The organism is Streptomyces sp. NBC_01171 (assembly GCF_045039805.1).
Taxonomy (GTDB): domain Bacteria; phylum Actinomycetota; class Actinomycetes; order Streptomycetales; family Streptomycetaceae; genus Streptomyces.
This window is the reverse complement of the sequence record NZ_CP108609.1, coordinates 3130750-3154198: the sequence shown is the minus strand read 5'-3', so window position 1 is coordinate 3154198 and position 23449 is coordinate 3130750. Positions and strand designations below refer to the sequence as shown.

Annotated in this window: 21 protein-coding genes and 1 tRNA gene; 12 read left to right on the top strand and 10 right to left on the bottom strand. The window is 70.8% G+C overall.

Annotated features, from left to right (window positions below; all coding sequences use genetic code 11):
* The first annotated feature begins 76 nt into the window (after positions 1–76).
* The 4 genes from OG448_RS14465 to OG448_RS14450 all read left to right on the top strand — a co-directional run bounded on the left by OG448_RS14465 (position 77) and on the right by OG448_RS14450 (position 5157).
* A complete protein-coding gene (locus OG448_RS14465; protein ID WP_405554082.1) occupies positions 77–1357 on the top strand; it encodes a lipase family protein in 1281 nt (426 codons plus the stop codon).
* Positions 1358–1481: 124 nt separating this feature from the next.
* A complete protein-coding gene (locus OG448_RS14460) occupies positions 1482–2354 on the top strand; it encodes a PhzF family phenazine biosynthesis isomerase (protein ID WP_405554080.1) in 873 nt (290 codons plus the stop codon).
* A gap of 221 nt (positions 2355–2575) precedes the next feature.
* Positions 2576–3565, top strand: a complete 990-nt coding sequence (locus tag OG448_RS14455) for an LAETG motif-containing sortase-dependent surface protein (RefSeq protein ID WP_405554078.1) — start codon at positions 2576–2578, stop codon at positions 3563–3565.
* 335 nt (positions 3566–3900) lie between these two features.
* Positions 3901–5157 carry a DUF5933 domain-containing protein gene (locus OG448_RS14450; RefSeq protein WP_405554076.1) on the top strand — a complete coding sequence of 419 codons (1257 nt, stop codon included), beginning with the start codon at positions 3901–3903 and terminating at the stop codon, positions 5155–5157.
* 19 nt (positions 5158–5176) lie between these two features.
* On the opposite strand, the gene OG448_RS14445 is transcribed toward OG448_RS14450, so the two are convergent.
* The 3 genes from OG448_RS14445 to OG448_RS14435 form a co-directional block, all read right to left on the bottom strand.
* Entirely contained in the window at positions 5177–5740 is a 564-nt protein-coding gene (locus OG448_RS14445) for a hypothetical protein (protein ID WP_405554074.1), read from the bottom strand.
* 52 nt (positions 5741–5792) lie between these two features.
* Positions 5793–6551, bottom strand: coding sequence for a polysaccharide deacetylase family protein (locus OG448_RS14440; protein WP_405554072.1), 759 nt, complete (start codon positions 6549–6551; stop codon positions 5793–5795).
* Positions 6552–6680: 129 nt separating this feature from the next.
* Positions 6681–7199: a DUF4232 domain-containing protein gene (locus OG448_RS14435; RefSeq protein ID WP_405554071.1), complete on the bottom strand. Its 519-nt coding sequence runs from the start codon at positions 7197–7199 to the stop codon at positions 6681–6683.
* A gap of 239 nt (positions 7200–7438) precedes the next feature.
* On the opposite strand from OG448_RS14435, the gene OG448_RS14430 reads away from it, so the two are divergent.
* Entirely contained in the window at positions 7439–8503 is a 1065-nt protein-coding gene (locus OG448_RS14430; RefSeq protein ID WP_405554069.1) for a helix-turn-helix domain-containing protein, read from the top strand.
* A 72-nt stretch (positions 8504–8575) separates the two neighbouring features.
* Here the strand turns inward: OG448_RS14430 and OG448_RS14425 are convergent, their stop codons facing one another.
* Positions 8576–9946: a PA14 domain-containing protein gene (locus OG448_RS14425; protein ID WP_405554067.1), complete on the bottom strand. Its 1371-nt coding sequence runs from the start codon at positions 9944–9946 to the stop codon at positions 8576–8578.
* Between the two features lie 196 nt (positions 9947–10142).
* Between OG448_RS14425 and OG448_RS14420 the strand changes: the two genes are divergently transcribed.
* A complete protein-coding gene (locus tag OG448_RS14420; RefSeq protein ID WP_405554065.1) occupies positions 10143–10292 on the top strand; it encodes a barstar family protein in 150 nt (49 codons plus the stop codon).
* A 47-nt stretch (positions 10293–10339) separates the two neighbouring features.
* Here OG448_RS14420 and OG448_RS14415 read toward each other — a convergent pair.
* A tRNA-Gly gene (locus OG448_RS14415) sits at positions 10340–10410 on the bottom strand.
* Positions 10411–10628: 218 nt separating this feature from the next.
* Here OG448_RS14415 and OG448_RS14410 point away from each other — a divergent pair.
* The 3 genes from OG448_RS14410 to OG448_RS14400 all read left to right on the top strand — a co-directional run bounded on the left by OG448_RS14410 (position 10629) and on the right by OG448_RS14400 (position 11958).
* Positions 10629–10787: a hypothetical protein gene (locus OG448_RS14410; RefSeq protein ID WP_165425636.1), complete on the top strand. Its 159-nt coding sequence runs from the start codon at positions 10629–10631 to the stop codon at positions 10785–10787.
* A 72-nt stretch (positions 10788–10859) separates the two neighbouring features.
* On the top strand, positions 10860–11435 hold the full coding sequence (dcd, locus tag OG448_RS14405; protein ID WP_391297394.1) for a dCTP deaminase: 576 nt from the start codon (positions 10860–10862) through the stop codon (positions 11433–11435).
* Between the two features lie 13 nt (positions 11436–11448).
* Positions 11449–11958, top strand: coding sequence for a phosphoribosyltransferase (locus OG448_RS14400; RefSeq protein ID WP_405554063.1), 510 nt, complete (start codon positions 11449–11451; stop codon positions 11956–11958).
* Positions 11959–12379: 421 nt separating this feature from the next.
* Here OG448_RS14400 and OG448_RS14395 read toward each other — a convergent pair whose 3' ends face one another.
* On the bottom strand, positions 12380–14968 hold the full coding sequence (locus OG448_RS14395; protein ID WP_405554061.1) for an ATP-binding protein: 2589 nt from the start codon (positions 14966–14968) through the stop codon (positions 12380–12382).
* Between the two features lie 349 nt (positions 14969–15317).
* Here OG448_RS14395 and OG448_RS14390 point away from each other — a divergent pair, with 349 nt between their 5' ends.
* Together OG448_RS14390 and OG448_RS14385 are read left to right on the top strand one after the other, a co-directional pair.
* A complete protein-coding gene (locus OG448_RS14390; RefSeq protein ID WP_405554060.1) occupies positions 15318–16490 on the top strand; it encodes a hypothetical protein in 1173 nt (390 codons plus the stop codon).
* Between the two features lie 319 nt (positions 16491–16809).
* Complete coding sequence (locus tag OG448_RS14385) at positions 16810–17250, top strand: hypothetical protein (RefSeq protein ID WP_405554058.1); 441 nt, start codon at positions 16810–16812, stop codon at positions 17248–17250.
* Between the two features lie 76 nt (positions 17251–17326).
* Here the strand turns inward: OG448_RS14385 and OG448_RS14380 are convergent, their stop codons facing one another.
* From OG448_RS14380 to OG448_RS14365, 4 genes are all read right to left on the bottom strand, one after another.
* Positions 17327–18223: a YIP1 family protein gene (locus OG448_RS14380; RefSeq protein WP_405554056.1), complete on the bottom strand. Its 897-nt coding sequence runs from the start codon at positions 18221–18223 to the stop codon at positions 17327–17329.
* Between the two features lie 168 nt (positions 18224–18391).
* Positions 18392–19816, bottom strand: coding sequence for a hypothetical protein (locus OG448_RS14375; RefSeq protein ID WP_405554054.1), 1425 nt, complete (start codon positions 19814–19816; stop codon positions 18392–18394).
* Between the two features lie 35 nt (positions 19817–19851).
* Positions 19852–21264 carry an FG-GAP-like repeat-containing protein gene (locus tag OG448_RS14370; protein WP_405554052.1) on the bottom strand — a complete coding sequence of 471 codons (1413 nt, stop codon included), beginning with the start codon at positions 21262–21264 and terminating at the stop codon, positions 19852–19854.
* Positions 21265–21429: 165 nt separating this feature from the next.
* The gene (locus tag OG448_RS14365) at positions 21430–22914 is read right to left on the bottom strand and encodes an FG-GAP repeat domain-containing protein (RefSeq protein ID WP_405554050.1); all 1485 of its coding nucleotides are present in this window, start codon (positions 22912–22914) and stop codon (positions 21430–21432) included.
* A gap of 205 nt (positions 22915–23119) precedes the next feature.
* On the opposite strand from OG448_RS14365, the gene OG448_RS14360 reads away from it, so the two are divergent.
* Entirely contained in the window at positions 23120–23446 is a 327-nt protein-coding gene (locus OG448_RS14360) for an antibiotic biosynthesis monooxygenase (RefSeq protein ID WP_350900950.1), read from the top strand.
* The last annotated feature ends 3 nt before the right edge of the window (positions 23447–23449 follow it).

Genomic DNA, 23449 nt, shown 5'->3' with positions numbered 1-23449 from the left:
GTGATCGTCATGCCGGTCACCCTCCCATCCGTGAGGATGACGAGAGGATGCACCACACAACGACCGCACGCGCGGCGTGACATTGCACGAGAACCGCCCGGGACTCCGGGGCAAGCTCACCTTATGGAATGGGGTCGCGGTGCGTCGTTCTGTTCTCGCCGGCTTGATCGGCTCTGCCACGCTGGCAGCGGCGGTCCTGTCTCCTGCCGCGGTTTCCGCCGCGCCTGCCAAGGCTGCCGCGCCGGCAGACTTCTACCAGGCGCCGTCGCCACTGCCGGCCGATGAACCTGGCGCGATCATCCGGACCCGGCCCGCGAGGGTTGTCGCGACCGCGGTGACCGCAACCGCCACTACGGTGATGTACCACTCCCGCAACGCCCAGAACGCCGACATCGCGGTCACCGGCACGGTGTTCACACCGACGCTGCCGTGGCTCGGTGCCGGTTCCCGGCCGTGGGTGGATCTCGCGGTCGGAACCCAGGGGCTGGGCCAACAGTGCGCGCCGTCCAAACAGTTCGTCGCCGGCACCGAACAGGAACTCGAGCCGGTCGAGGCGCTGCTGGCGAAGGGCTGGGGTGTCGTTGTCAGCGACTACGAGGGTTACACCACCGGTTCCACCCCCACCTATGTTGCCGGGGTCTCCGAGGCGCACACCGTGCTGGACATGGCCCGCGTGGCTGCCTCGATCCCTGGGACGGGCGTCTCGGCGGCGACCCCCTGGGCCACGATGGGCTACTCGCAGGGCGGCGGCGCGTCGGGCTGGGCGGCGTCGCTGGCCCCTTCCTATGCTGCGGACCTCAAGCTGATCACCGATGTGTCCGGGGGTGTGCCGGCGGACGTCCGGAACGTGGCCGAATCCCTCGACGGCAGTGTCACCGGCGAGGGCCTGCAGCTCTACGCGCTGATCGGCCTCCAGCAGGCCTACCCCGGCCAGTTCCCACTGGATGACTCCCTCAGCGCTGCAGGCAAGGCCACCGAGGCGTCATTGAAAACCCAATGCGTCGTGCAGACCCTCGCCGGTTACCCCTTGAAGAAGTTCAGCGACTACTCGACGGGCGCGACGATTCAGCAGTTCGACGCACAACCCGGTGTCGCCTCCGTGTACGCGCAGAACAACCTGATCACCCGGCCGGCACCGACCGTACCCGTGCTCCAGTACCACGGCGCCCTGGACGAGATCATTCCTATCGCCCAAGCCCGTGCCCTGAACCAAGCCTGGTGCACCGCAGGCATCCGCACGGTCTTCACCGTCGTACCCGGAGATCACATCGCCGGCGAAACCGCCGGCCTGCCCGCTGCGGTCAACTGGCTGTCCGACCGGTTCGCCGGGCGGCCCGCGCCGACCACCTGCGCATAGCGTGGCGAAGGTCTGGAGCAGCCGGGTTTCCATCACGGAAGCGTAGTCAGCCATCGAGACAGCCGATGGCTCGTATGAAAAACTATCGCTGGTATTGATGCCGTGGGGACGCCAGCATGAGGGCATGGCTCACACCACGGAAACCGATGTCCTGCGCTACGCGGCCTTCACCCCCGACCCTGATGGGGGAAACCCCGCAGGGGTCGTCCTCGACGCGACCGGCCTCGACGAGCAGCGCATGCTCGCCCTCGCGGCCGAGGTCGGCTACTCCGAGACCGCCTTCGTCACCGAGCGGGACGATGCCGAACGCCGGTTCACGCTCCGCTACTTCAGCCCGCTCGCCGAGGTCGCCTTCTGCGGCCACGCCACGGTCGGCACCTCGGTGGCCCTCGCCGAACGCATCGGCACCGGTGAACTCCTCTTCGACACCCCCGCAGGGGAGATCAGGGTCGAGACGACGGCCGATCAGGACGGCGCCGTACGGGCGACCCTCACCAGCGTCCCCACCCGCTCCCGGCCGGCCGACGCGACCGAGCTGGCCGCCGCGCTCGCGGCCCTGCGGTGGGACGCCGCCGACCTGGACCCGGCCCTGCCGCCCCACGTGGCCTTCGCGGGCAACGACCACCTGGTCCTCGCCGCCGCCTCCCGCGCCCGACTGGCCGACCTGGCCTACGACTTCGACGCCCTCACCACCGTCATGCGGACCCACGGATGGACGACCGTCCACCTCGTCTGGCGGGAGAACGACGGCAGTTACCACGCCCGCGACCCCTTCCCCATCGGCGGCGTCGTCGAGGACCCGGCCACCGGCGCGGCGGCGGCAGCGTTCGGCGGTTACCTGCGCACCCTCGGCCTGGTGACCGCCCCGAGCACGATCACCATCCGCCAGGGCGAGGACATGGGCCGCCCGAGCGACCTGACCATCGAGGTGGACCCGTACGAGACCCCCGTAAGAGTCACGGGACAGGCCGTGCCGATCCCCGCGCCTGCCTCCTGAGCCCCGCCCGTCTCATCCGTAAATGATCAGTAGCGCCCCATCTGTGTGCTGAACTCGGGCAGTCCGCGTAGAGATTTCGAAACTTTTTGGGCAACCCTTTTTCCCGCATGTGAGTCAGCTATGCGAAAACGTTGATCCCTGCTGCCTAAAGGTTCGTTATGAAGCTGCGTCGTTCCCTGGCTCTCGCTGCTGCGACGGCCGTCCTCTCTCCGGTCGTGCTCATGACGGCCTCGGTGGCGCAGGCGGAGGAGAACCCGTCGTCGTCCACCACCGCCACCGAGTCGGCCTCGACTGGCGAGACCGAGCCCGAGGGCGACGTCACCACCACCCCGGCCACCAGCACCTCCACCCCGGCCGCGACGGACACCTCCACCCCGCCGGCCCAGAACTCCACGTCGGCCGCGCCCACCAAGGACGCCGCCTCGGCGTCGGCGTCCACCTCCAACTCCACCTCGCCGAGCGCTTCCGCCTCGGCGTCGGCGTCCGCGTCCACCGGCCCGGAGGACTGCGACGAGACCGACCCGAAGCTCGACAAGGACCTCAGCACCAGCCTCTCCGGCCTCCCGTCGAAGATCGTCGCGGGCAGCGGGTTCCACGGCTTCAAGCTCAACGTGAAGAACTCGGGCAAGCACTCTTACAAGCGGGTCGACCTCGGCGTCTTCGCCGCGGCGATGGGCGAGGACGACTTCTCCGATGCCACCCAGTACCTCACCCTTCAGTACCAGGACCCGACCACGGGCAAGTGGAACGACATCTCCGTGGACCTCGACGACGAGGCCGCCGGCTACCTCGGCTACACCGACGTGAAGGCCAAGGAGTCGTTCTCCATCGACCTGCGCCTGTCGGTCGACAAGAAGGCGCCCGCCGGGGCCGGCTTCGCCATCAGCATCGGTTCGTACGTCGACGACGAGGGCAACTGCGTCTACGCCTCGGACGACGACTTCTACGAGTTCGACATCCTGGCCGCCGGCACCACCCCCGGCCCGGTCGACGACTCCACCCCCAAGCCGCAGGGCGGCAGCAAGCCCCTGCCCACCACCAAGCCCGCCGGCAACACCGAGGTCGTCCCCCAGGGCCACCTCGCCGAGACCGGCTCCAGCTCGGCCCTCCCGGCGATAGCCCTCGCCGGCGGCGCGGCCGTCGCGCTCGGCCTCGGTGCGGTGTTCGTCGTCCGCCGTCGCCGCAACGAGGGCGGGAACGTCGCGGTCTGACGAGGCACGAGGCCCTGGCCGCCCCGTACGACTGAGGCGGAAGCCACTTTGTACGGCTGAGGCCACAGCCGCCCCGTACCACCCCGAGCAGGCCCGGACGATCTCCCGTCCGGGCCTGTTCGCGTACCTCCCCGCACCCAGGTACGCCCGTTGTTGATCAGTTATGTCCATAGGGGCGCATTTCCGTGCCCTGTGCCGATAAGTTGAGGCGCATGCTGTCACGGGGGTCTTCGCGAATATCCGGCATCACCACGCCCACCACGGCGCGCCGACCACGGAAGAGACTCTGGGCCGCAGCCGGTGTGACGGCTCTCGGATTCCTCATCGTGCTGGAGATGACCGCGCGTCGTTACGGCCTGCCGGGGCCGCTCACCAACCAGGTCGCGGAGTTGGTGTACCGCCCCAAGTCGGGCGCGCTGTTGTACGCAGGCTTGGCGTTGACGCTGGTGGTCCTCACCTGGCGGCAGCGCTTCATCGCGGTCGGAGCGGCGATCGGTATCGACGTCGTCCTCGCGCTGACGCGGTGGGCATTCGGCATCGGCGGGGTCGGTGGGACCGAGGGCCGCGCCTTCGGCAACGGCGCGTTGTGGGTGGTGCTGGGCTGCGGGGTCATCGCCGTCACCCGCCGTACCGGCCACGAACGCACCCTGCTGCTGAAGGGCGTCGGTCTGGGCCTGTTGCTGGTGGCCGGCCGCAAGACGGGCGACACCTGGCTGCTGATCACCTCGAAGAGCCGCCCCCTGGTGCTCGACCCGTACGTGGCGACCGCCGATCACGCGCTGGGCAACCCGTCGTGGGTGGCGGGCCGGATCGTCGCGGCCACCGGCCCGGTCGGCTCCCATGTCCTCGACGCGGTCTACGGCCAGCTCGCGGTGGCCGCGGTCGTCGTGGCGCTGTACCAGCTTCGCAACGTGGCGGCCGAGCGCCGCTTCCCGGCCCACCACCTGGTGCGCACGTTCCTGGTGATCGGCCTGCTCGGACCGGCCATCTACATGATCTACCCGGTGGTCGGGCCCGTCTTCGCCTACGGCACCGGCGCGTTCGGCACGGGCAGCGCGCACTGGGCGGTCGCCGAACTCTGGCCGCACACCCCGCCACCGATCGGGTCCCCGCACCCGGTGATCTACGACGCGATCACGCCCCGCAACTGCATGCCCAGCCTCCACACGGCCTGGGCCACCGCGATCTTCATCCACTCCCGCAGGGCCCCGCGGTTCCTGCGCTTCGCGGGCACGTTCTGGCTCCTGGCCACCCTCACCGCGACCCTGGGGTTCGGCTACCACTACGGCATCGACCTCGTCGCCGGCGTGGTCTTCACGCTCACCATCGAGACGGCCCTGCGCGCACTCGACCACGGCTGGGACCGCCCGGCCGTCCGGCAGGTCGCCTGCGGAGCGGCGTTCTTCACCGCCCTCCTGCTCTCGGTCCGCTTCCTGCCCGTCCAGATGGCCTACCACCCCTGGACGGCCGGCCCCCTCGTCCTCCTGGCGACGGCGGCGGTGATCTACGGCTACATACGCACCACCGCCCGCTGGGAGCCGAGCCTTGCCGCGTCGGCACCACGACCGGAGCCGCAGCTCGAACCGGCGTGAGGCGTCGCCGTGCCGGGGCTCAGTGGTCGTCGCGGATGCTCGTGGCGATGCCGTTCCTGATCACGACCTCCGCCGAGACGCCCTTCTTCGCGGCCGTCTCGAGCTGGGCCTCGGTGCACTTGGTGCCGCCGGTCGCGCCGGGGTCGCCGCAGATGTCGTCGTAGCCGGTGATCTCGGTGTCCTCGGCGACGAGGAACTCCTGCTCCTCGTTCTTCTGGCCGCTGACCGTGTACTTGCCGGGGGCGAGGTACGAGACGTTGCCGAACCAGGTGCCGTTGACGCCCTGGCCCTCGTCGATGCCCTCGACGGCGGTGTCACGGGAGGGTGAGGCGGTGCTGGGGCCGGAGTCCGTGCCGGAGGCGACACCACTGCTGGAGTCCGAGCCGGAGCCCTGCCGCGCGGTGTGCCGCTCCGACCCGCGGGTGTCCTCGGACCCGGGTGACGCCGGGGCCTTCCCCGCGACGGACGCCGTGCTCGTGCCGGACGCGGCGGCGGAGTCCGAGCCGCTCTGGCACGCCGTCATCAGCAGCCCGGCGGTGAGCGCGGCGGAGACGGCAACGGCCTTGCGCAGGTAGCGGTTCATAAGTGGAGGTTCCTTCCGGAGTAGGGGGGTCGCAAGTGGGGCCGAACGGGACTCAGCGCACGGGAAAGCCGAAGGCATAGCCCTGTTCCTTCAGCCGGGGCAGCACGCGCCGCAGCGCCTCGACCGTCTGCGAGCGGTCGCCTCCCGCGTCGTGGAACAACAGCGTCGGGCCATTGGGGAGTTCACGCTCGACCGTGGCGACGATGGCGTCCGTGCCCGGCCGTTCGAAGTCCTTGGTGTCCACGTTCCAGCCCAGCGGACGCATCCCCCGCGAGGCGGCGAGCTTGCGGCTGGCGGGGGTGAAGGCGCCGCCGGGGGCGCGGTAGTACATGGGCCGTACGCCCCCGGACGCCTCGGTGATCATGCGCTCGGCGTCGAGGATCTGCCGCGACTGGTAGGGCACCGGTTTCTTGTCCATCGCGGTGTCGTGCGACACCGTGTGGTCGCACAGCCGGTGCCCGGCCGCGACGACCTGCTTCACCAGGTCGGGATGCGCCTGCGCCTGGGTGCCGACCATGCAGAAGGTGGCCTTCACCCCGTACTCCTTCAGCACGGCGAGCACCTGGGGCGTCCAGGTGGGGTCGGGGCCGTCGTCGATGGTGATGTTGACGCCGCGCGCGCCCTGGTCCGAGGAGTGCGCGATGGTCACGTCGACCGGCTTGACGCTGCTCGTCGCGGGCTTCGGCGTGGGTCCGCCCGCGGCGTCGGCCTGCGCGGTCCATATGGAGGCACCGACCGCGAGCATCGTCACTCCGAGCGCCGCCCCGACCACCTTGCCGTACCAGCCCCGCGTCCCGTTGTGCCGCGCCATGCCCGCCCCCACTCTCGCCCGTCCGACCCCGGCCGCGTCGCGACCACTTGTCAGGACGGAGGGCGGGAGCGGGGGGATGCGCGTGTTACCGATCACGGACAATTCCGGGGGAGTTCACGGACAACGTCCCTACCAGGTCAGGGCGTCGGCCGCGTTGTCCTGCCAGTACGTCACGGCAGCGGCGCTGTTGAAGAAGACCCCGCCGTTCGGCAGGTTCAGCGTCTTCTCCTTGCCGGTGCCGCCCGCGTTGCGGTCGGTGAAGAACACGCCGAGGGTCTTCTCGGTGGCGCCGCCCTCGCCGTCGGGGGAGTACGTGGCGATGCCGGCGTACGCGGACTCGCCCGGCTCGAGCGTCACCACGGCCTGCGGCTTGCTGTCCTCGACCCGGGCCAGCGGGGCCTGCGCGTCGGCACCGGCGCGCAGGAGGGGCGCGTAGTAGGCGTTGCAGGTCGTGGTGCCGGTGTTGGTGGCCTTGAGCAGCAGGTGGTTGATCGGGCGGGCCGCCTCGGTGACGGTCAGCTTGGTGTTGGCGGTGGTGCAGGTGGCCGTGGTGGCGGCGGTGGCCGCGCCGGCCTGGACGCCGACGAGGGCGAGCGCGGTGAGGGCCACCAGGGAGGAGGCGGCGGCGGTGCGGGTGGTGATGCGCATGAGTGAGTTGCCCTGTCTGTAAGTGAGTTGAGCTTCCGCCGGTTCAACGCGCCCGAGGCGCGGGGGAAGCTGGGTCAGCACGGTGACCTGTGGGGTGCCGTGCTTGGATGGCCCCAGCCTGTGCCACCCCGCGTTCCGCCCGCCATTCCATCGGGATTTTTGGAACGCTGGGATGCCCGCACCGGCTCTGACCCGGTGAGACGCGTTCGGCATGGGATGCGGGACGGAATGGGGGACTGGTGGGGGCGGCTGAGGAGATCGCCGAGTTCGCGGCGCGGTTACGCGAGTTGAAGCAGCGGTCCGGGCTGAGTTACGAGGCTCTGGCGAAGCGCGCGCACATGAGCACCTCGACCCTGCACCGGTACTGCCGGGGGGACGGCGTACCGGCCGACTACGCGGTCGTCTCCCGCATCGCCCGGCTGTGCGAGGCGACGCCGGAGGAACTGGTGGAGCTGCACCGGCGGTGGGTGCTGGCGGACGCCGCGCGGGAGCGGGGGCGGCGGGCGGTTCCTTCCGCGCCGGAGGAGAGTGCCCCACCACCCGTCCCCGTCCCCGTCCCCGTCCCCGTGGCAGAGTCGTCCCGCCGCAGGCACTGGGCCCTGGCCGCGGCAGCCGTCGCCCTCGTCGTCACGGTGGCCACCGCGCTGACGCTCAACCGCGACGACAGCGACACCCCGGCACACGACACCACCCCGGGCCGGGCCACCGCCGCCCCCCTCACCGTGAGCACCCGCACCTACGGCTGGGACGACCCGCAGTGCGAGGCGAAGTACCTCGTCGACCGGCCTCCCGCCGAGGTCGCCCCGCCGGTGATGGGGCAGGACGTACCCGGCTGGGTGAAGGCGCACCGGGCCGTCGCGGCCGACGAGCAGCGGGTGGCGCTGACCGTCCAGGGCACCGGCGACGAGGCCGTCGTCATCGAGTCCATGCACGTCGGTGTGGCCGACTCGAGCCCACCGCCGGCCTGGAACGCGTACCTGGGCTCCTCCGGCTGCGGCGGAGGCGTCCGGACGAGGTCCTTCGACACCGATCTCGACGCCCCCCACCCCGTCATCACCCCGAAGGCCGGCCAACGCGGCTTCCCCTACAAGGTCAGCCGCACCGACCCCGAGGTCCTCTACATCACCGCCCACGCCGACACCCACGACGTCCGGTGGTACGTCGACCTCCAGTGGAACAGCGCCGGCCGCCAGGGCACGATCCGCATCAACGACCACGGCGAGGCGTTCCGCACGAGCGGGAGCCGGGGTCGGCCGGTGTACGAGTTCCTGGTGGGCGGGACGCATTGGTACCGGGACGCCTGATCCTCGCCCCGGACGACGAGAAGGGCCCCGGCCGATGACCGGGGCCCTCTCAATGACGCGGCTGCCGCGTGCTCACTCCGACCGCTGGGCGACCGGCACGGTCACGGCCTGGACCTCGCTGTACGGCGAGTAGTTCCCGGCCGCGTCGTAGGAACGGGCCCGGTACTCGTAGGTGTGCCCGTCGGCCGGCAGCGGGTCGCAGACGGTGGCCGTGGCGGTGTAGGAACGCGGGTCGTAGCCCTGATGCAGGACGGGCGACCAGGTGCCCGCCGTCGCCTCGCGGCGCTCGATCTCGAAGCCGGTGAAGTCGCGGATCGGGGCCGGCGTGGTGTCCGAGGCGGTCGCCCGGATGCCGCCCGCGCAGGTGCTCAGGGTCAGGTCGGGGGCCCGGTAGGGGGCGATGCCGTCGGGAATCTCCAGCCAGAGTTCGTTGGTGGCTCTGGCGTCGAGCCCCTCCGAGCTGTAGGTGGTGGTGCCGCCGTCGTTGGTGACCAGGACGCGGTAGTGACGCCACTCGCCGTCGGCGGTGACGGGACCGGTGGTCCAGGTGCTGCGCGTGGTGGTGCCGAGCGGGACCCAGACGTAGTAGCCGTCCACCAGGTCGTTGCTCAGGACCGTGTAGTGGTCGAACTGCGGTTCCGTGTTCTGCGGCCACTTGAGGGTGACCTTGCCGGTCGCCTTGTCGTACGTGCCCGTGAGGGACGGCACGACCGGCAGCGGCCGGACGACGGTGTCCGTACTGCCCGACGAGGTGTTGCCCGCCTTGTCCTTGGCGCGGACCTCGTAGAAGTACGGCGTACGGTCGTCGGGGTTCACCAGGGGGTCGGTGAAGCTGCGGGCGGTGGTCGTGGTCACCCGCGTCCAGGTGCTCGATCCCTCGGGCCGTCGGTAGAGGGAGTAACTCGCCAGGTCCATCTCCTTGTTGGCGGACCAGGAGACAGTCGTCCTGCGGGTGGTGGTGTTGTAGGCGGTCTTGACCCCGGTGGGGGCGAGCGGCTTGGTCTTGTCGTACTGAGCCGAAGTACGCGGCGTGTAGCTGTACTTGACCTTCGCGGCACCGCTCCAGTTCACGCTGTCGACGCGGAGGGTGTGCCTGCCGGACGGGACGGTCACGTTGACGCTCTTGGAGCGCGCGCTGTCACCCGTGCCCGACCACAGGTCGATCTTGCGCACGCCGTCCAGGTAGACACGCACGCCGTCGGTGGCGGACACCCCGAACGTGAAGGGGCCACCGGAGCCGAAGTCCCGGGTCACCGACCAGCGGACACCGAAGTTGTCCGACGGCATGCCGGACAGGGGCCTGCCGGACCAGCTCTGGTCGATGGCGCTGTCGCAGTCGGTCTTCACCGGCGAGCCCGAGAACGAGGTGTTCTTGTAGAACGCCCGCGTATAGACATTGGCCGAACAGCTGACACCGGCAGCCACCGCCTGGGGCGCGGCCACCAACAAGCCACCCAGAACGACGGCCGACATTGCACCGCCGGTCACGGCGGCAACGAGATTCTTCTGACGCACGGGGGCCTTTCACGCTGTGCTGAGCAGGACGTACGGCGTGAAGACCTCCGGGGAGGGCGGAAGGTTGCACGGGTGTTCGAGCATGTGAGCGGGTGACGAGCACCAGAGGTGAAAGCATGCAGTCGTGATCGCCCTCGAGGTCAGCGGGCTCCCTGACGAGCGAGCCTTGCACCTGTTGCTGCAGCGGGAGCTGGGATTCCCGGACTTCTACGGAAAGAACTGGGGTGCCTTCTGGGACGCGATCACCGGGCTGGTCTGGATCCCGGACCAGTAATCCCGAACAACAAAGGGCCCAGGTCATTGACCTGGGCCCTTTCAAAGAGCGGGTGACGAGAATCGAACTCGCGCTCTCAGCTTGGGAAGCTGATGTTCTACCATTAAACTACACCCGCGCAATACGGACATATCGACCGGGGTGCAGTCGACGTCCGAACGCCCGCTCACTGTACCTCATGGGCGGCCGAGGGAGGGGCGGAGCGGGGCGTACGGTGGGGGCTTCGGGGCCCCGGAGTGCCGCCTGGAACAGGGTCCGGTTGGTCCCGTAATGTGGCATTCGGCGTCGGGGGAGTGAGCCCGACGCGGCTCCTGGGGAAGGGACTTGAGGGACTTGATGGAACGCACCGTCGTCCGCTGCGCGGACGGGCACGTCTTCAGCGCCGCTTCGTTCCCGATGCAGCAGGCCGAGCGGCTGGGTCCCGGCCGGCTCGTCCGGTGCCCCCGCTGCGCGCGGTTGCGCAGCGCGGTGCCGGTCACGCTGCAGAAGCGGTAGGCACAGCACCACCAAGGGGCGCGGACTCGTCACGATTGTCGGCGGTCCGCGCCCCTTGCGTATCCTCGGGGCGTGCTTCTCTCAGACAAGGACATCCGGGCCGAGATCGACGCCGGGCGGGTCCGGATCGATCCCTTCGAAGAATCCATGGTTCAGCCCTCGAGCATCGACGTACGGCTGGACCGTTACTTCCGGGTGTTCGAGAACCACCGGTACCCCCACATCGACCCCTCCGTGGAGCAGTCGGACCTCACCCGGCTGGTCGAGCCCGAGGGCGACGAGCCGTTCATCCTGCACCCCGGTGAGTTCGTGCTGGCGAGCACGTACGAGGTCATCACGCTCCCCGACGACCTCGCCTCCCGCCTGGAGGGCAAGAGTTCCCTCGGCCGGCTCGGTCTGGTCACCCACTCCACCGCCGGCTTCATCGACCCCGGCTTCAGCGGCCACGTGACCCTGGAGCTGTCCAACCTCGCCACCCTGCCGATCAAGCTCTGGCCCGGTATGAAGATCGGCCAGCTCTGCATGTTCCGGCTGTCCTCGCCCGCCGAGCACCCCTACGGCAGCGAGCGCTACGGCTCCCGCTACCAGGGCCAGCGCGGCCCGACCGCCTCGCGGTCCTTCCTGAACTTCCACCGGACCCAGGTATGAGGGCGACGAAGATATGAGTGACGTGCGGGAGAACCTGACCTACGAGCGCTTCGGCGTGGCCGTCCGTGAGCTGGCGCAGACCATCGCGGACGACGGCTACGAGCCCGACATCGTGCTGAGCATCGCGCGCGGCGGCGTCTTCGTGGCCGGCGGGCTGGCCTATGCCCTGGACTGCAAGAACATCCACCTGATCAACGTGGAGTTCTACACCGGCGTCGGCACCACGCTCGACATGCCGGTGATGCTGGCGCCCGTCCCGGACCGCATCGACTTCTCCGACAAGAAGGTGCTCATCACCGACGACGTCGCCGACACCGGAAAGACGCTCAAGCTGGTGCGCGACTTCTGCCTCGACACCGTCGCCGAGGTGCGCTCCGCCGTCATCTACGAGAAGTCCCAATCCCTCGTGAAGTGCGAGTACGTCTGGAAGCGCACCGAGGACTGGATCAACTTCCCGTGGAGCGTCGAGCCGCCCTGCCGTAAGGCGGGCACTCCGATCACGCCCTCGAAGGACGCCCTGTAAGACCGTCGCCGCAAGCCCTGTAGGACCGCATGCCCGGCATGCCCGGCATGCCCGGGTGCCGCGTCAGGTGCCGCTCGGACGAATGTCGTCCAAGCGGTCGACGATCACCACGGACGACGGATGTGCGGGCCTGGGGACCTGAATGAGAATGGGCACATAGACCACGTCGCCATGCCTGTACTCGGCCTTCCACGAATGCCGATAGCACACGATCTCTTTCGGAGCACCGCGCGTCGCATAGCACTGGGGTACCGACTTCGTGGATGCGTTCTGCGAGTTCTCCCACCGGGCGACCGATTCGCTCGCTGATGCACCTGGTGCACCCCACGCACCGAGTGAAATGCAGCAACAGCAGAAAATCGCGGCCACGGCACCGGCATTCCGGAACGCTGCTTTCTTGATTCTCATCACGGAACCCATGTCACGGTTCGGGATGGTGCAGTTTGCGGGCGGCGTCGTGACGGGTGTGGACGCCGAGCTTGGCCAGCACCGCGCCCACGTGATGCCCGGCGGTCTTGGGCGTGATGTAGAGGCGCGCGGCGATCTCGGCGTCCGACAGGCCCTCGTTCAGCAACTTGAGGACGTCCAGCTCGCGGTTGGTCAGCCCGTACGGGTTGGCCCGGGTGGCCGCCCGCGCGCCACGCCGGATCGGGCGGATGCCCCGGGCACGCATCACGGCGCGGGTGCGTGCCATGGCCGGCCGGGCGTCCAGGGCCTCGAAGGCGGCCAGGGCCTGGTGCAGCGCGGATGCGTCGCCGGACAGGCGGGCCAGCGCCGCGTCGTGCGGGCAGCCGAGCCCGTCCCAGCGGGCCGCGGCGCCGGCCCAGTCGCCGGTCAGCTCCAGCGCGTAGGGTTCGGCCGCCGGCACCTGCGGGGGCGTCCCGCCGGCGCGGCGGATCCAGCAGGCCAGCGGGCCGGACAGCCAGGGATGCGTACGTTCCGCCAATGCGGCTAGTCCGCGGCGTGCCTCCCTCTGCACCAGCTCGTGGTCACCGGCCAGCCAGGCCGCCTCCACCCGGGCCTCCCACCCCAGGCCCGTGGTCAGCAGGCAGTTCGAGTCGACCAGGCCCGCCGCCTGCTCCAGCAACGGCCACACCTGGGCCTTGCCCTGACGGGCCCGCGCCAACCCCAGGACGGTCAGGGCCAGGGCCTCGCCGACCGGCGGTGAGCCGGGGTGGGACACGACGTTCTGTGCGGTGTCGGCGGCCTGGGTCCACAGGCCCCGGTTCAGCAGTCCCCAACTGTCCCAGGCCCTCGCGCACAGCAGGTAGGGCAGCAGGTCGTGATCGAGGAAGTAGGCTTCCGCCCGGCTCACGGCCGCGGTGGTCCGGGTGGCATCACGCTGCAACGCGGCGAGCCAGCACTGGGTGAGCGCCAGGAAGCCCGCGTCCACCGGCAGATCCCGCGCCATCGCGCTGGACAGCGCCCGCTCGCAGTCCTCCCACCCCGCCCCTTCGCTCAGCATGCGTGCCGCCGCGGCATGGAAGTGCGCATGGTCGGCCACCCCCGCATCGCCGAAACGCTCGCCCAGAGCGGCCGCCTTCTCGGCGTAGGCGGCGGCGACCGCCACCCCTTCATGCTCGTAACAGGCCAACTGGCAGAGGTTCAGGTACGCCCACGCCAACTCCCGGCTCGGCCGCAGCCCTTCGAGTACCTGCACTGCCTCCAGGCCGGTCTGCCTGGCCTCGGCGGTGCGCCCGGCCGGCCACAGCCAGCACGACAGCCAGCGCAGGTCCTCCCCCTCGCGCAGCCGGTCACCCAGTGCCCGGCGCAGCCGCACCGCCGTACGGCGGGAAGCCACCCCCTCGTCGAGCCGGCTCGACAGCAGACAGGCCTGCGAGTGGCCCTCCAGCAGGGAGGTCTGCTGGTCGGCCGGCAGATCGTCGGCGTACCGCAGGGCGCGGGCGTACTGGGCGGCCGCTTCCCGATGCGCGCCTGCCGCGGCGGCGTGGGCGGCTGCCGCGGGCGCGTACTCCAGCACGGCGGCTGCGTCCTCGGCGCCCTCGGAATGGTCGGCCAGCAGCGCCAGATCGTCCGCCGCTACCGGGCCGGACCGCATCAAGGCCAGTGCCTGCCGGTGTACTCGCAGCCGGTGGGCGGCGGGCACGGCCTCCAGCACCGCCCGCCGGGTCAGCTCATGGCGGAACTCGGTCGTTCGCCCCTCGGCGCGTACGATGCCGCAGGCCACGGCCTCGTCGAGAGCCTCCTCCGGGGCCGGCAGGATGCCGGCCAGCAGCGGCAGCGAGACCCGGCGTCCGAGGACGGCCAGCACGTCGACCACCCGGCGCGCCGGGACCGACAGGGTGGCCAGGCGGCCAGCGACGGCCTCGCGCACCGTGGCCGGGATGGGCTCGGCGGGGGCGGCCAGCATCTCGGTGACGATGAACGGGTTGCCGGCGGAGACGCGGTACACCTGCTCGGCGTCCACGGCGTGTCCGGTGGCCAGCACGGCCACGGCCCGGCGGCTCAGGGGGAGCAGGTCGTGGCGGTACACCCACGGATAACCGGCCAGGGTGCCGAGGAGGGCGGTCAGGTCGTGGGTCCGGCCGATCTCGTCGTCGCGGTAGGTGACCGCCACCAGCGCCGGAACGTTCGGCAGGCGCCGGGTCAGATGGCGCAGCAGGTCCATCGTGGCCTCGTCGGCCCAGTGGACGTCCTCCACGACCAGCAGGCTCGGGTAGGTGCTCAGGTCGGCGAGCAGGCAGTCGAAGACCTCGTCGGAACGGCAGGTGCCGGCCAGCGCCCCGGTCAGGGCGGAGCGCGCCGCGGCACCCAAGTGCGGGGCCAGGTCCATCAGGGGGCCCAACGGGCGGGGAGTGGCCAGCGGATCACAGGCGCCCGACAGCACCCGGACGTGGGGATCGGCCAGCCGAGCCAGCCGGTGGACAACGGCGGTCTTGCCGATGCCGGTCTCGCCACGCACAAGCGCCAGGCGTCCAGGGCCGCTCACTGCCACTTTCAGGTGGCCGGTGAGGTCTTGGAGTACGGCCTCTCGCTCTAGCAGGTCCATCACACGTCAGTTTCTCTCCGTGGTCGGAGCCGCGCAAAAGATCCAGTCCGATCCCAGCAGGTAGGCCGTCGGGGCGGTGATGCCCGGGTGCCGCGCCGGGACCTGGGGTGTGCCCGGGTGGAACTTGGGGTGTTCGCCCGATGCGCCGCCGGAGACAGCGGCGCATGCTGGTCGTGGAGTTCCAAACCCGGGCACACCCGCGCCTCCGAGAAAAGACTGTGGCAGTCCGCTGCGTCTTGACGTCTCGGGGTTGAGGCGGCTGGAGCCCCAGGGCTACGGAGGACGCCCTCCGTAACGAATCGGGGCCGCGAACCGCGCCGGTCCCGGCAGTCCCCGGAAAGGAATCATCATGCAGAACTTCGCGAAGCGTGCGGCGCTGGTGACGGCATCGGCTGCCCTGGCTGCTGGGGGTGCTCTGACGCCCTCCACCGCGTTCGCCACCCCGGCGCCCACAGGAACTCACGCGACGACGCCGGACAAGCCGTGCCAGAAGAAGAACTGCAAGGTCAACCGTAATGCCCAGGGCCGTAATACCCAGGGCGGGGTCCAGGGCGGTAGGGGCAACACTCAGGGCGGTGTCCAGGGTGGCGGTACTGGGAACACCCAGGGCGGTGTCCAGGGTGGCGGTACTGGGAACACCCAGGGCGGTGTCCAAGGCGGTAGGGGCAACACCCAGGGCGGTGTGCAGGGTGGCGGCACCGGCAACACCCAGGGTGGCGTGCAGGGTGGCGGCACCGGCAACACCCAGGGCGGTGTGCAGGGTGGCGGCACCGGCAACACCCAGGGCGGTGTGCAGGGTGGCGGCACCGGCAACACCCAGGGTGGCGTGCAGGGTGGCGGTACTGGGAACACCCAGGGCGGTGTGCAGGGTGGCGGCACCGGCAACACCCAGGGCGGTGTGCAGGGTGGCGGCACCGGCAACACCCAGGGCGGGGTCCAGGGTGGCGGCACCGGCAACACCCAGGGCGGGGTCCAGGGTGGCGGCACCGGCAACACCCAGGGCGGCGTGCAGGGTGGCGGCACCGGCAACACCCAGGGCGGCGTGCAGGGTGGCGGCACCGGCAACACCCAGGGCGGGGTCCAGGGTGGCGGCACCGGCAACACCCAGGGCGGTGTGCAGGGTGGCGGCACCGGCAACACCCAGGGCGGTGTGCAGGGTGGCGGCACCGGCAACACCCAGGGCGGCGTGCAGGGTGGCGGCACCGGCAACACCCAGGGCGGTGTGCAGGGTGGCGGCACCGGCAACACCCAGGGCGGGGTCCAGGGTGGCGGCACCGGCAACACCCAGGGCGGTGTGCAGGGTGGCGGCACCGGCAACACCCAGGGCGGTGTGCAGGGTGGCGGCACCGGCAACACCCAGGGCGGGGTCCAGGGTGGCGGCACCGGCAACACCCAGGGCGGTGTGCAGGGTGGCGGCACCGGCAACACCCAGGGCGGGGTCCAGGGTGGCGGCACCGGCAACACCCAGGGCGGGGTCCAGGGTGGCGGCACCGGCAACACCCAGGGCGGTGTCCAGGGTTAATCGCTAGACGGAGTTCATCACCCCGCGGAGGAAACCTCTGCGGGGTGATGCCGTGTTCTCCAGGGTCGATCACATCGCATAACCCCTGGGGCCACGGCACTCTTCTACGCCCGGATAGTTATGGCACGGAGAGAGGACCCGCCGGCCTGGAGTCGCCGTTGCGGTATTGGCATGCAAAGCGCCTCGCCATCACGGTGCAGCCTGCCGACACTCTGTACGGGTGACATTGCCTGTGTCGCTGTAGTTACGCAGTGAGGGGTTGCGGCTAATTTGGTCCGCAAGAAGTCCTATCTGCTGTCTACCGCAAGAAAGGCTTACCGTGAAACGGGTCGGCATCTTCGCAACTCTGTCTTTTGCCGCTGCCATGGCGCTGACAGGCGCAACGGCGGGCCAGGCTTCCGCGGAAAACCGCAACGATCCTGGATCCCCCGCAGGGGCTACCATTGTTTTCAACAATGGGTATTACGGTAATATTTTCAACACCCAGGGCGGTAGCCACAACACCCAGGGCGGCACGCAGAGCGGTACCAACAACACGCAGGGCGGCACGCTGAGCGGCACTCACAACACCCAGGGCGGTACCCAGGGCGGTACCAACAACACCCAGGGCGGTACGCAGAGCGGCAGCGACAACATCCAGGGCGGCACCCAGAGCGGCACCGACAACATCCAGGGCGCCATCACGCAGGGCGCCCAGGACGCAACAAAGAGGATCACTACGCGCACTCTCAAATTGATCAGCGATGGTCTGATCGGTTGATGAGGATGCGAGAGGGGCTCCCGGCACAGTGCCGGGAGCCCCTCTTGTACGTACTCGAAGTCTGTGCGTACTCGAATCAGAAAGTCCCCAGTTTCACGATCGACAGCAGCGCGATCAACTGGATCGCGGACGCGCCCAGCGCCTTCGGCCAGGGCAGGTCGTGGGAGCGGGAGACCATCAGGGTGAGCAGGGTGCCCGCGCCGAGCCAGGTGATCCAGCCGATGACCTGGACGAAGCTCGCGTCGCCGCCGAAGAACATGGCGAAGACCAGCCGCGGGGCGTCCGTCAGCGACATGATCAGCATCGACAGACCGACCGTCGGCTGCCAGGCGCCGTCGCCGCCGAGCTGGCGGGCCAGGGTGTGGGTGACCACGCCCAGGATGAACGCGCTCAGCACCATCGCCACGGCCGAGATCAGCACGATCGGGACCGCGTTGGTGAACGTCGCGCCGATCACGTCCGCGCGGGCGCCGTCGAAGCCGAACACCGCGAGCAGGCCGTAGAGGAACGTCACGATCAGGGCCGGGCCCCACATCGTGTAGTCCCGCATGCGGAGGAAGGTCGGGTTCGGGTTGAGGACGACCCCCTTCAGCAGTTCCTTCCAGTGCAGCGGCGGGCCGGACGGCCCGGGGGGCTGCGCCGAGCCCGCGTGGTAGGTCTCGCCCTGGGTGTAGGCGGACGCCTCGTCGATGGAGAACGCCTGGGTGTGGCCCGGCTGGTTCGCAGGGTACGGGTCGTGCCCGCCGTGGCCGGGGTCGCCGAAGTACTCCGGGCCGTCGTTCGCCGGCCCCGGGTACCCGTACTGGTTCCCCTGCGGGTGCCCCGTACGGCCCTGCGGGTAGCCGTAGGCGGGCCCCCGCTGCCCGTGGTGCGGGGCCTGACCGCCGTACGTCGGGCCCTGGGGTGCGTGCGCCTGCTGTCCTTGCGCGGTGCGGTTGTCCCGGTCCCCGCGTCCCATCCTGAATCCAGCCACCCGTCGAACGTACCTGCTCCCGGCCGCCCGCGTGCCGGGCCCGGGGGGTCGGGCCCGGCATTGCGGCCATCCTGTGACATCCCCTAAGGGACCGTCAGGGTTCGCATCGGGGTTGAGCAGAGGTTGAGCAAGGGTTGACCGGGGGCGGGCAGGAGGCGACAGCCGGGCTCAGCCGTTGAGGGCCGTCCCGAAGTGCGGGGTGCCCGTGGTGGCGATGCCGGTGGTCCTGGGGCCGAAGGAGAGCGAGCCCGTGGTGGTCGGGCCGCCCGCCGAGCCGCGCAGTGACCAGACCGCGCCGTCGCCCGCGTCCTCGCCGGGGCCCGCGACGGTCAGCTCGGCGCGGCGGTCACCGGAGTGGTCGGCGAGCATGAGACGCCCGCCGAAACGGTCGCCCTTCTCCGACCCACCGGGGACACCCGCGGTGTTCTGGCCGAACCATGCGGCCTTCTGGGTGGTGAGCCCCGAGACGCTGCCGTACAGCAGGGTGACCGCTCCGGCGCCAGCGTCCTCGCCGGGCGCGCCGACGGCCAGGTCCATGAACCCGTCCCCGTCGACGTCGCCCAGCGAGACGCTGCCGCCGAACGCGTCGCCGGTCTCGGCTCCGCCCGGGACGCCCGGCGTGTCCTGGTCGAGCACCAGCGGCGCGCGCGAGGTGTCCTTGCCGTCCGGCCCGCCGTAGACGACGGTGACCCGGCCGCCCTTCGCCCCGGCGGGGTCGGCGGAACGCTCGGCGGGGTTGCCGACGGCGATGTCGGCGTACCCGTCCTTGTCGATGTCGCCGATCGCCGAGACCGTGCCTGCGGGCAGGCTCTGGAGCCAGTCGCCGTAGTTGCCGATGGAGGGGTCGGCGATGAGGTCGGTGACCGTGCCTCCCGTGCCCGGCCGCCTGCCGTGCACGACCAGGCTGGTGGACCAGGCGGCGGAGACGTTCCCCGCGGTCATGGAGGTGACGCCGTACGACGGGGAGTAGGCATCGGTGACACCCGAGCCGGAGGCGCCCTGCCAGGCGCCGGACTTGGTGATCGGGCCGTTGAGGAAGCTCAGGCCGATGGAGCCGTTGGAGCCGATCGCCGCGTCGAGGTCGCCGTCGTGGTCGAGGTCGCCCACGGCCAGCGCCTGCCCGTAGCGGTCCTTCTCGTCGTGCCAGTAGTCCATGACCCCGCGGGCTCCGGACAGCCCGTTCCGGCCGCCCCAGACGACGACCACCATGCCGTCATTGGTGTCGCCGTCCACGTCCTCGCCGGGCGCGCCGACCAGCAGGTCGGCGTAGCCGTCCTTGTCCAGGTCGGCGCTCGCCACGGCGGTGCCGAAGGCGTCGCCGGCCTCGGCGGCGCCCGGCACTCCGGCGGTGTCCTGGGTGATCAGGGTGCGGGTGGCCGTCTTCAGCCCGGCGGAGCCGCCGTAGACGACGGAGACGGCACCGGCCTTGGACCGGCCGTTCACGGTGGCGTCGGGTGCGCCGACGGCGAGGTCGACACGGCCGTCGCCGTTGAAGTCGTAGGGGGCGGCGGCCGGGGCCGCGTGGGCGGGCACGCAAAGCGCGAGCGGGGCGACGAGTCCGGTGAGAGCGAGGGCGAGGACGCGCGTACGCATGAAGTGTCCTTGGGGAGGCCGGAGTCGGGTGCGGGTCACGGGGCGATCGCCGAGGCGAAGTTGCCCGTACCGGTCAGGGCGACGTCGCGGGCGGCGATGAACTTGGCGGAGCCGGTGGTCGGGCCGGATGCCGAGCCCCGCAGGATCGTGACGGCGCCGTGGCCGTCCTCCCCGCCCGCGCCGGTCACCAGGTCGGCCTTGCCGTCCCGGTTGATGTCGAGCAGACGGACCGACTGGCCGAACTGGTCCCCCGTCTCCGAGCCGCCGGGTACGCCCTTCGAGTCCTGCGTCCAGCCCTGGGCGCCCTTCGTGGTCAGGCCCGAGGCGGAGCCGAACAGGATGGTCACCGCCCCGGCCCCGAGGGCCTTGCCGAGGGCCTCGCCGGGCGCGCCCACCGCGACGTCGGCGTAACCGTCGCCGTTGATGTCACCGGTGCCGACCGAGGAGCCGAACAGGTCGTCGGACTCGCCGGTGCCGGGCACTCCGGTGGTGTCCTGGTGGATCACGGTCGGGGTCTGCGCCGGGTCCGGGCCGCCGGGGCCGCCGTACCAGACGGTGATCTGGCCGCCCTTGTGACCGGACTTCTTGGTCGTGGTGGGGTCGGAGGCGTCGCCGAGGACCACGTCGCCGTAGCCGTCGCCGTTGATGTCGGCCACCGAGCCGGCCACGCCGTCCGCCTTCGGCAGGTGCTTCATGGCGTGCTTGTAGCCGGTCCAGGTGTAGTAGATGATGTCGCCGCCCTCGTCACCGTCGACGAGGAAGGGGTAGAAGCGCTCGGCCGCGCCGTCGCCGTCGAGGTCGCCCGCGAAGGTCTCGGTCGTGGTGCCCAGTTCGCCGACGCCGGTGTTGGTCACCGGGGTGCCCGAGCGGGTGAAGGGTCCCCTGTACAGCCGGGTCTGGGTCCGGCCGGTGAGGGTCAGGTCGAGCTTGTGGTCCCCGTCGAAGTCGGCGACCGCGATGCCTTGGGCGAAGTCGCTCCACTCGGGCAGGGCGGCCGGCTGGGGCACCAAGGCGCCGCCGGACAGGCCGGACCTGCCTCCCCACAGGATGGTGGCGCTGCCCACCTGGTCCCGGTCGCCGATGCTCTCGCTCGTGGCGCCCACCACGAGGTCGGAGTAGCCGTCGCCGTCCAGGTCGCCCGCGGCCAGGCTCGCGCCGAAGAGGTCGCCCGTCTCGGCCCCGCCGGGGACCCCGGCGGAGTTCTGGGTGATCACACTGCGCCTGGCGGCGGAGACGCCCGAGGAGGAGCCGTAGAGCACGACGACGGCGCCGGCCTGCTGGGCCTTGCCGACGTCGTGGCCTGCGGCACTCAGGGCGATGTCCAGGTACCCGTCACCGTTGAAGTCACCGGACAGCCGGGACGGCGCGGCGCCGGCCGGGGTGGCGGGCAGGGCGGTGAGCAGGCCGGTGGTCAGGGTGGCGGCCAGGAGAAGGACGCGCTTGCGCAAGGCGGGCTCCGAGCGGGAGTGGGCCGGGCCCGCACTGCTGCGCGCCCGGCCGGACGAGGGATCGCCGACGGCCCGCGAGGCGGGCCGGCGGCGATCAGGAGACCCGCGGCGAAAGGTAAAGGTTGTACGTGAGTTCGGTGTGATCCCCGTGGTGCGGTGGGGGCCTCAGTCGCCGAAGATGCTGCCGAACCGGGGCGTGCCGGAGGTGGAGACGCCCACGGCGGCCGTGTTGACGAAGCGGGAGCCCGACGTGGTGATCTTCGTACCGTCGGAGGGCAGGTAGGTGAGGGCGCCGTCGCCGCCGTCCTCGTCGGCGCCGACCAGCAGGTCGGCCCGGCCGTCGCCGGTGACGTCGTCCAGCTTGACGTCGATGCCGAAGTGGTCGGCCTTCTCGTCGCCGCCGGGGACGCCCGCGCTGCTCTGGGCGAAGGACTGGGCGCGGGTGGTGGTGTTCACGCCGCTCGCGGAGCCGTACAGCACGGTGACCATGCCCGCCTCCGACACCTTGCCGAGGTCCTCGAAGATGCTTGCGATCACGAGGTCCTGGTAGCCGTCGCCGTTGATGTCGCCGAGGTCCAGCTCGCCGCCGAAGCCGTCGCCCTTCTCGGAGCCGCCGGGGACGTTGCCGGTGTCCTGGTTGATCGCGGCGGTGCGGCTCGGCCCGGAGACGGACCCGTAGGTGATGTTGACGCGGCCCCCGGTGGAGGCGTCCGGGACCGCGGTGCCGTCCTCCAGCTTGCCGGCGTCCCACATGGCGCCGCTGACGATGTCGCCGTAGCCGTCGCCGTTGATGTCGCCGATGCCGGTGATGATGCCGGACTTGAGCTTCTTGGCGGCGGCGGTGCTGAGACCGTTCGCGGTGCCGGGCAGCCAGTAGTTGGTGTTCCACCCGTAGCGGGTCTTGGTCTCGTAGCCGTCCACGACCAGGTCGGTGCGGCCGTCGCCGTTGACGTCGCCCGCGGTCAGGTTCAGCGGGCCGAAGGGGTACGTGTCGTCGCCCGACTGGATCGGCGGGTTGAGGGTGGTGCGGCTCGGGGTGGTGCCGGTGGAGCTGAAGCCGCCCTTGTAGAGGTACAGCGCGGAGGTCGAGGCGCCCACGACGAGGTCGGTGCGGCCGTCGCCGTCGAAGTCGCCGGCCGCCATGACGTGGCCCCAGTAGTCGTGGGAGGACTGCGCCGGGTCGAGGAGTTCCGCGCTCTTGCCGGTCAGCCCGCTCTTGGAGCCCCAGAGCAGGGCGACCGCACCGGCGTTGGTGTCGCTGCCGAGCTTCTCGTGCGGGACGCCGACGGCGAGGTCGTCGTAGCCGTCGCCGTTGAAGTCGCCGTACGCCAGGGAGCCTCCGAAGGCGTCGCCGATCTCGGCGCCGCCGGGGACGCCGGGGGTGTCCTGGCTGAGGGTGGTGTGCCTGGCGCCGGAGACGCCGGTCTTGGTGCCGTACAGGACGACGACCTGGCCGGCGCCCTTGCGGCCGGCCACGTAGGCGTCGGCGGCCGAGGTGGCGAGGTCGCCGATGCCGTCGCCGTTGAAGTCGGCCTTGGCGACCGTGGTGGAGTCGGCGGCCGTGGCCGGGGCGGTGGTGAAGGTGAGCAGGCCGCCGGTGAGCGCGGCCGTGGTGGCCGTCGCCATGACGATTCTGTGGTGCGCGCGCATGGGGTTCTCCTGCGGCGTACGGGGGATGCCGGGAGCGGCATCCGCAAGTCGGTGAAGGGCCGACAGCCCGCGTGGGCCCTGGTCGCCCAGGGGGCCGCGAAGCGGTTGGCGATCATCAGACCGACACCGGCGGGGAACGGTTGTGCGGCTTCCCGGAAAACTTCCGGGGCGGGCGGGGCCCGGCCGGTGGGGGCAGGATGGGGGCATGAGCGTAGTGAAGATCAATGTGCTGACCGTTCCCGACGAGCAGCGGGAGGTGCTGGAGAAGCGGTTCGCCTCGCGGGCGCACACGGTGGAGAGCTCGGACGGGTTCGAGTGGTTCGAGCTGCTGCGGCCGGTGGAGGGCACCGATCAGTACCTCGTCTACACCCGCTGGCGCGACGACGCGGCCTTTCAGGCGTGGATGGAGGGCCCCATGAAGGCCGCCCACCAGGGCGCCGGCGGCGGTGAGGGCGGTGAGAAGCAGCGGCCCGCCGCGGCCGGCTCCACCCTGTGGTCCTTCGAGGTCGTGCAGCAGGCGTCCCCGAAGTAACCC

What these genes read in the sequence shown, in the direction of transcription:
- OG448_RS14460 (WP_405554080.1), top strand. Translation starts at nt 1,482, where the DNA reads ATGGCTCACACCACGGAAACCGATGTCCTGCGCTACGCGGCCTTCACC.
- OG448_RS14455 (WP_405554078.1), top strand. Translation starts at nt 2,576, where the DNA reads ATGACGGCCTCGGTGGCGCAGGCGGAGGAGAACCCGTCGTCGTCCACC.
- OG448_RS14395 (WP_405554061.1), bottom strand. Translation starts at nt 14,968, where the DNA reads ATGGACCTGCTAGAGCGAGAGGCCGTACTCCAAGACCTCACCGGCCAC.
- OG448_RS14450 (WP_405554076.1), top strand. Translation starts at nt 3,901, where the DNA reads ATGACCGCGCGTCGTTACGGCCTGCCGGGGCCGCTCACCAACCAGGTC.
- OG448_RS14400 (WP_405554063.1), top strand. Translation starts at nt 11,449, where the DNA reads ATGAGTGACGTGCGGGAGAACCTGACCTACGAGCGCTTCGGCGTGGCC.
- OG448_RS14445 (WP_405554074.1), bottom strand. Translation starts at nt 5,740, where the DNA reads ATGAACCGCTACCTGCGCAAGGCCGTTGCCGTCTCCGCCGCGCTCACC.
- OG448_RS14360 (WP_350900950.1), top strand. Translation starts at nt 23,120, where the DNA reads ATGAGCGTAGTGAAGATCAATGTGCTGACCGTTCCCGACGAGCAGCGG.
- OG448_RS14375 (WP_405554054.1), bottom strand. Translation starts at nt 19,816, where the DNA reads ATGCGTACGCGCGTCCTCGCCCTCGCTCTCACCGGACTCGTCGCCCCG.
- OG448_RS14440 (WP_405554072.1), bottom strand. Translation starts at nt 6,551, where the DNA reads ATGGCGCGGCACAACGGGACGCGGGGCTGGTACGGCAAGGTGGTCGGG.
- OG448_RS14390 (WP_405554060.1), top strand. Translation starts at nt 15,318, where the DNA reads ATGCAGAACTTCGCGAAGCGTGCGGCGCTGGTGACGGCATCGGCTGCC.
- OG448_RS14410 (WP_165425636.1), top strand. Translation starts at nt 10,629, where the DNA reads ATGGAACGCACCGTCGTCCGCTGCGCGGACGGGCACGTCTTCAGCGCC.
- OG448_RS14435 (WP_405554071.1), bottom strand. Translation starts at nt 7,199, where the DNA reads ATGCGCATCACCACCCGCACCGCCGCCGCCTCCTCCCTGGTGGCCCTC.
- OG448_RS14365 (WP_405554050.1), bottom strand. Translation starts at nt 22,914, where the DNA reads ATGCGCGCGCACCACAGAATCGTCATGGCGACGGCCACCACGGCCGCG.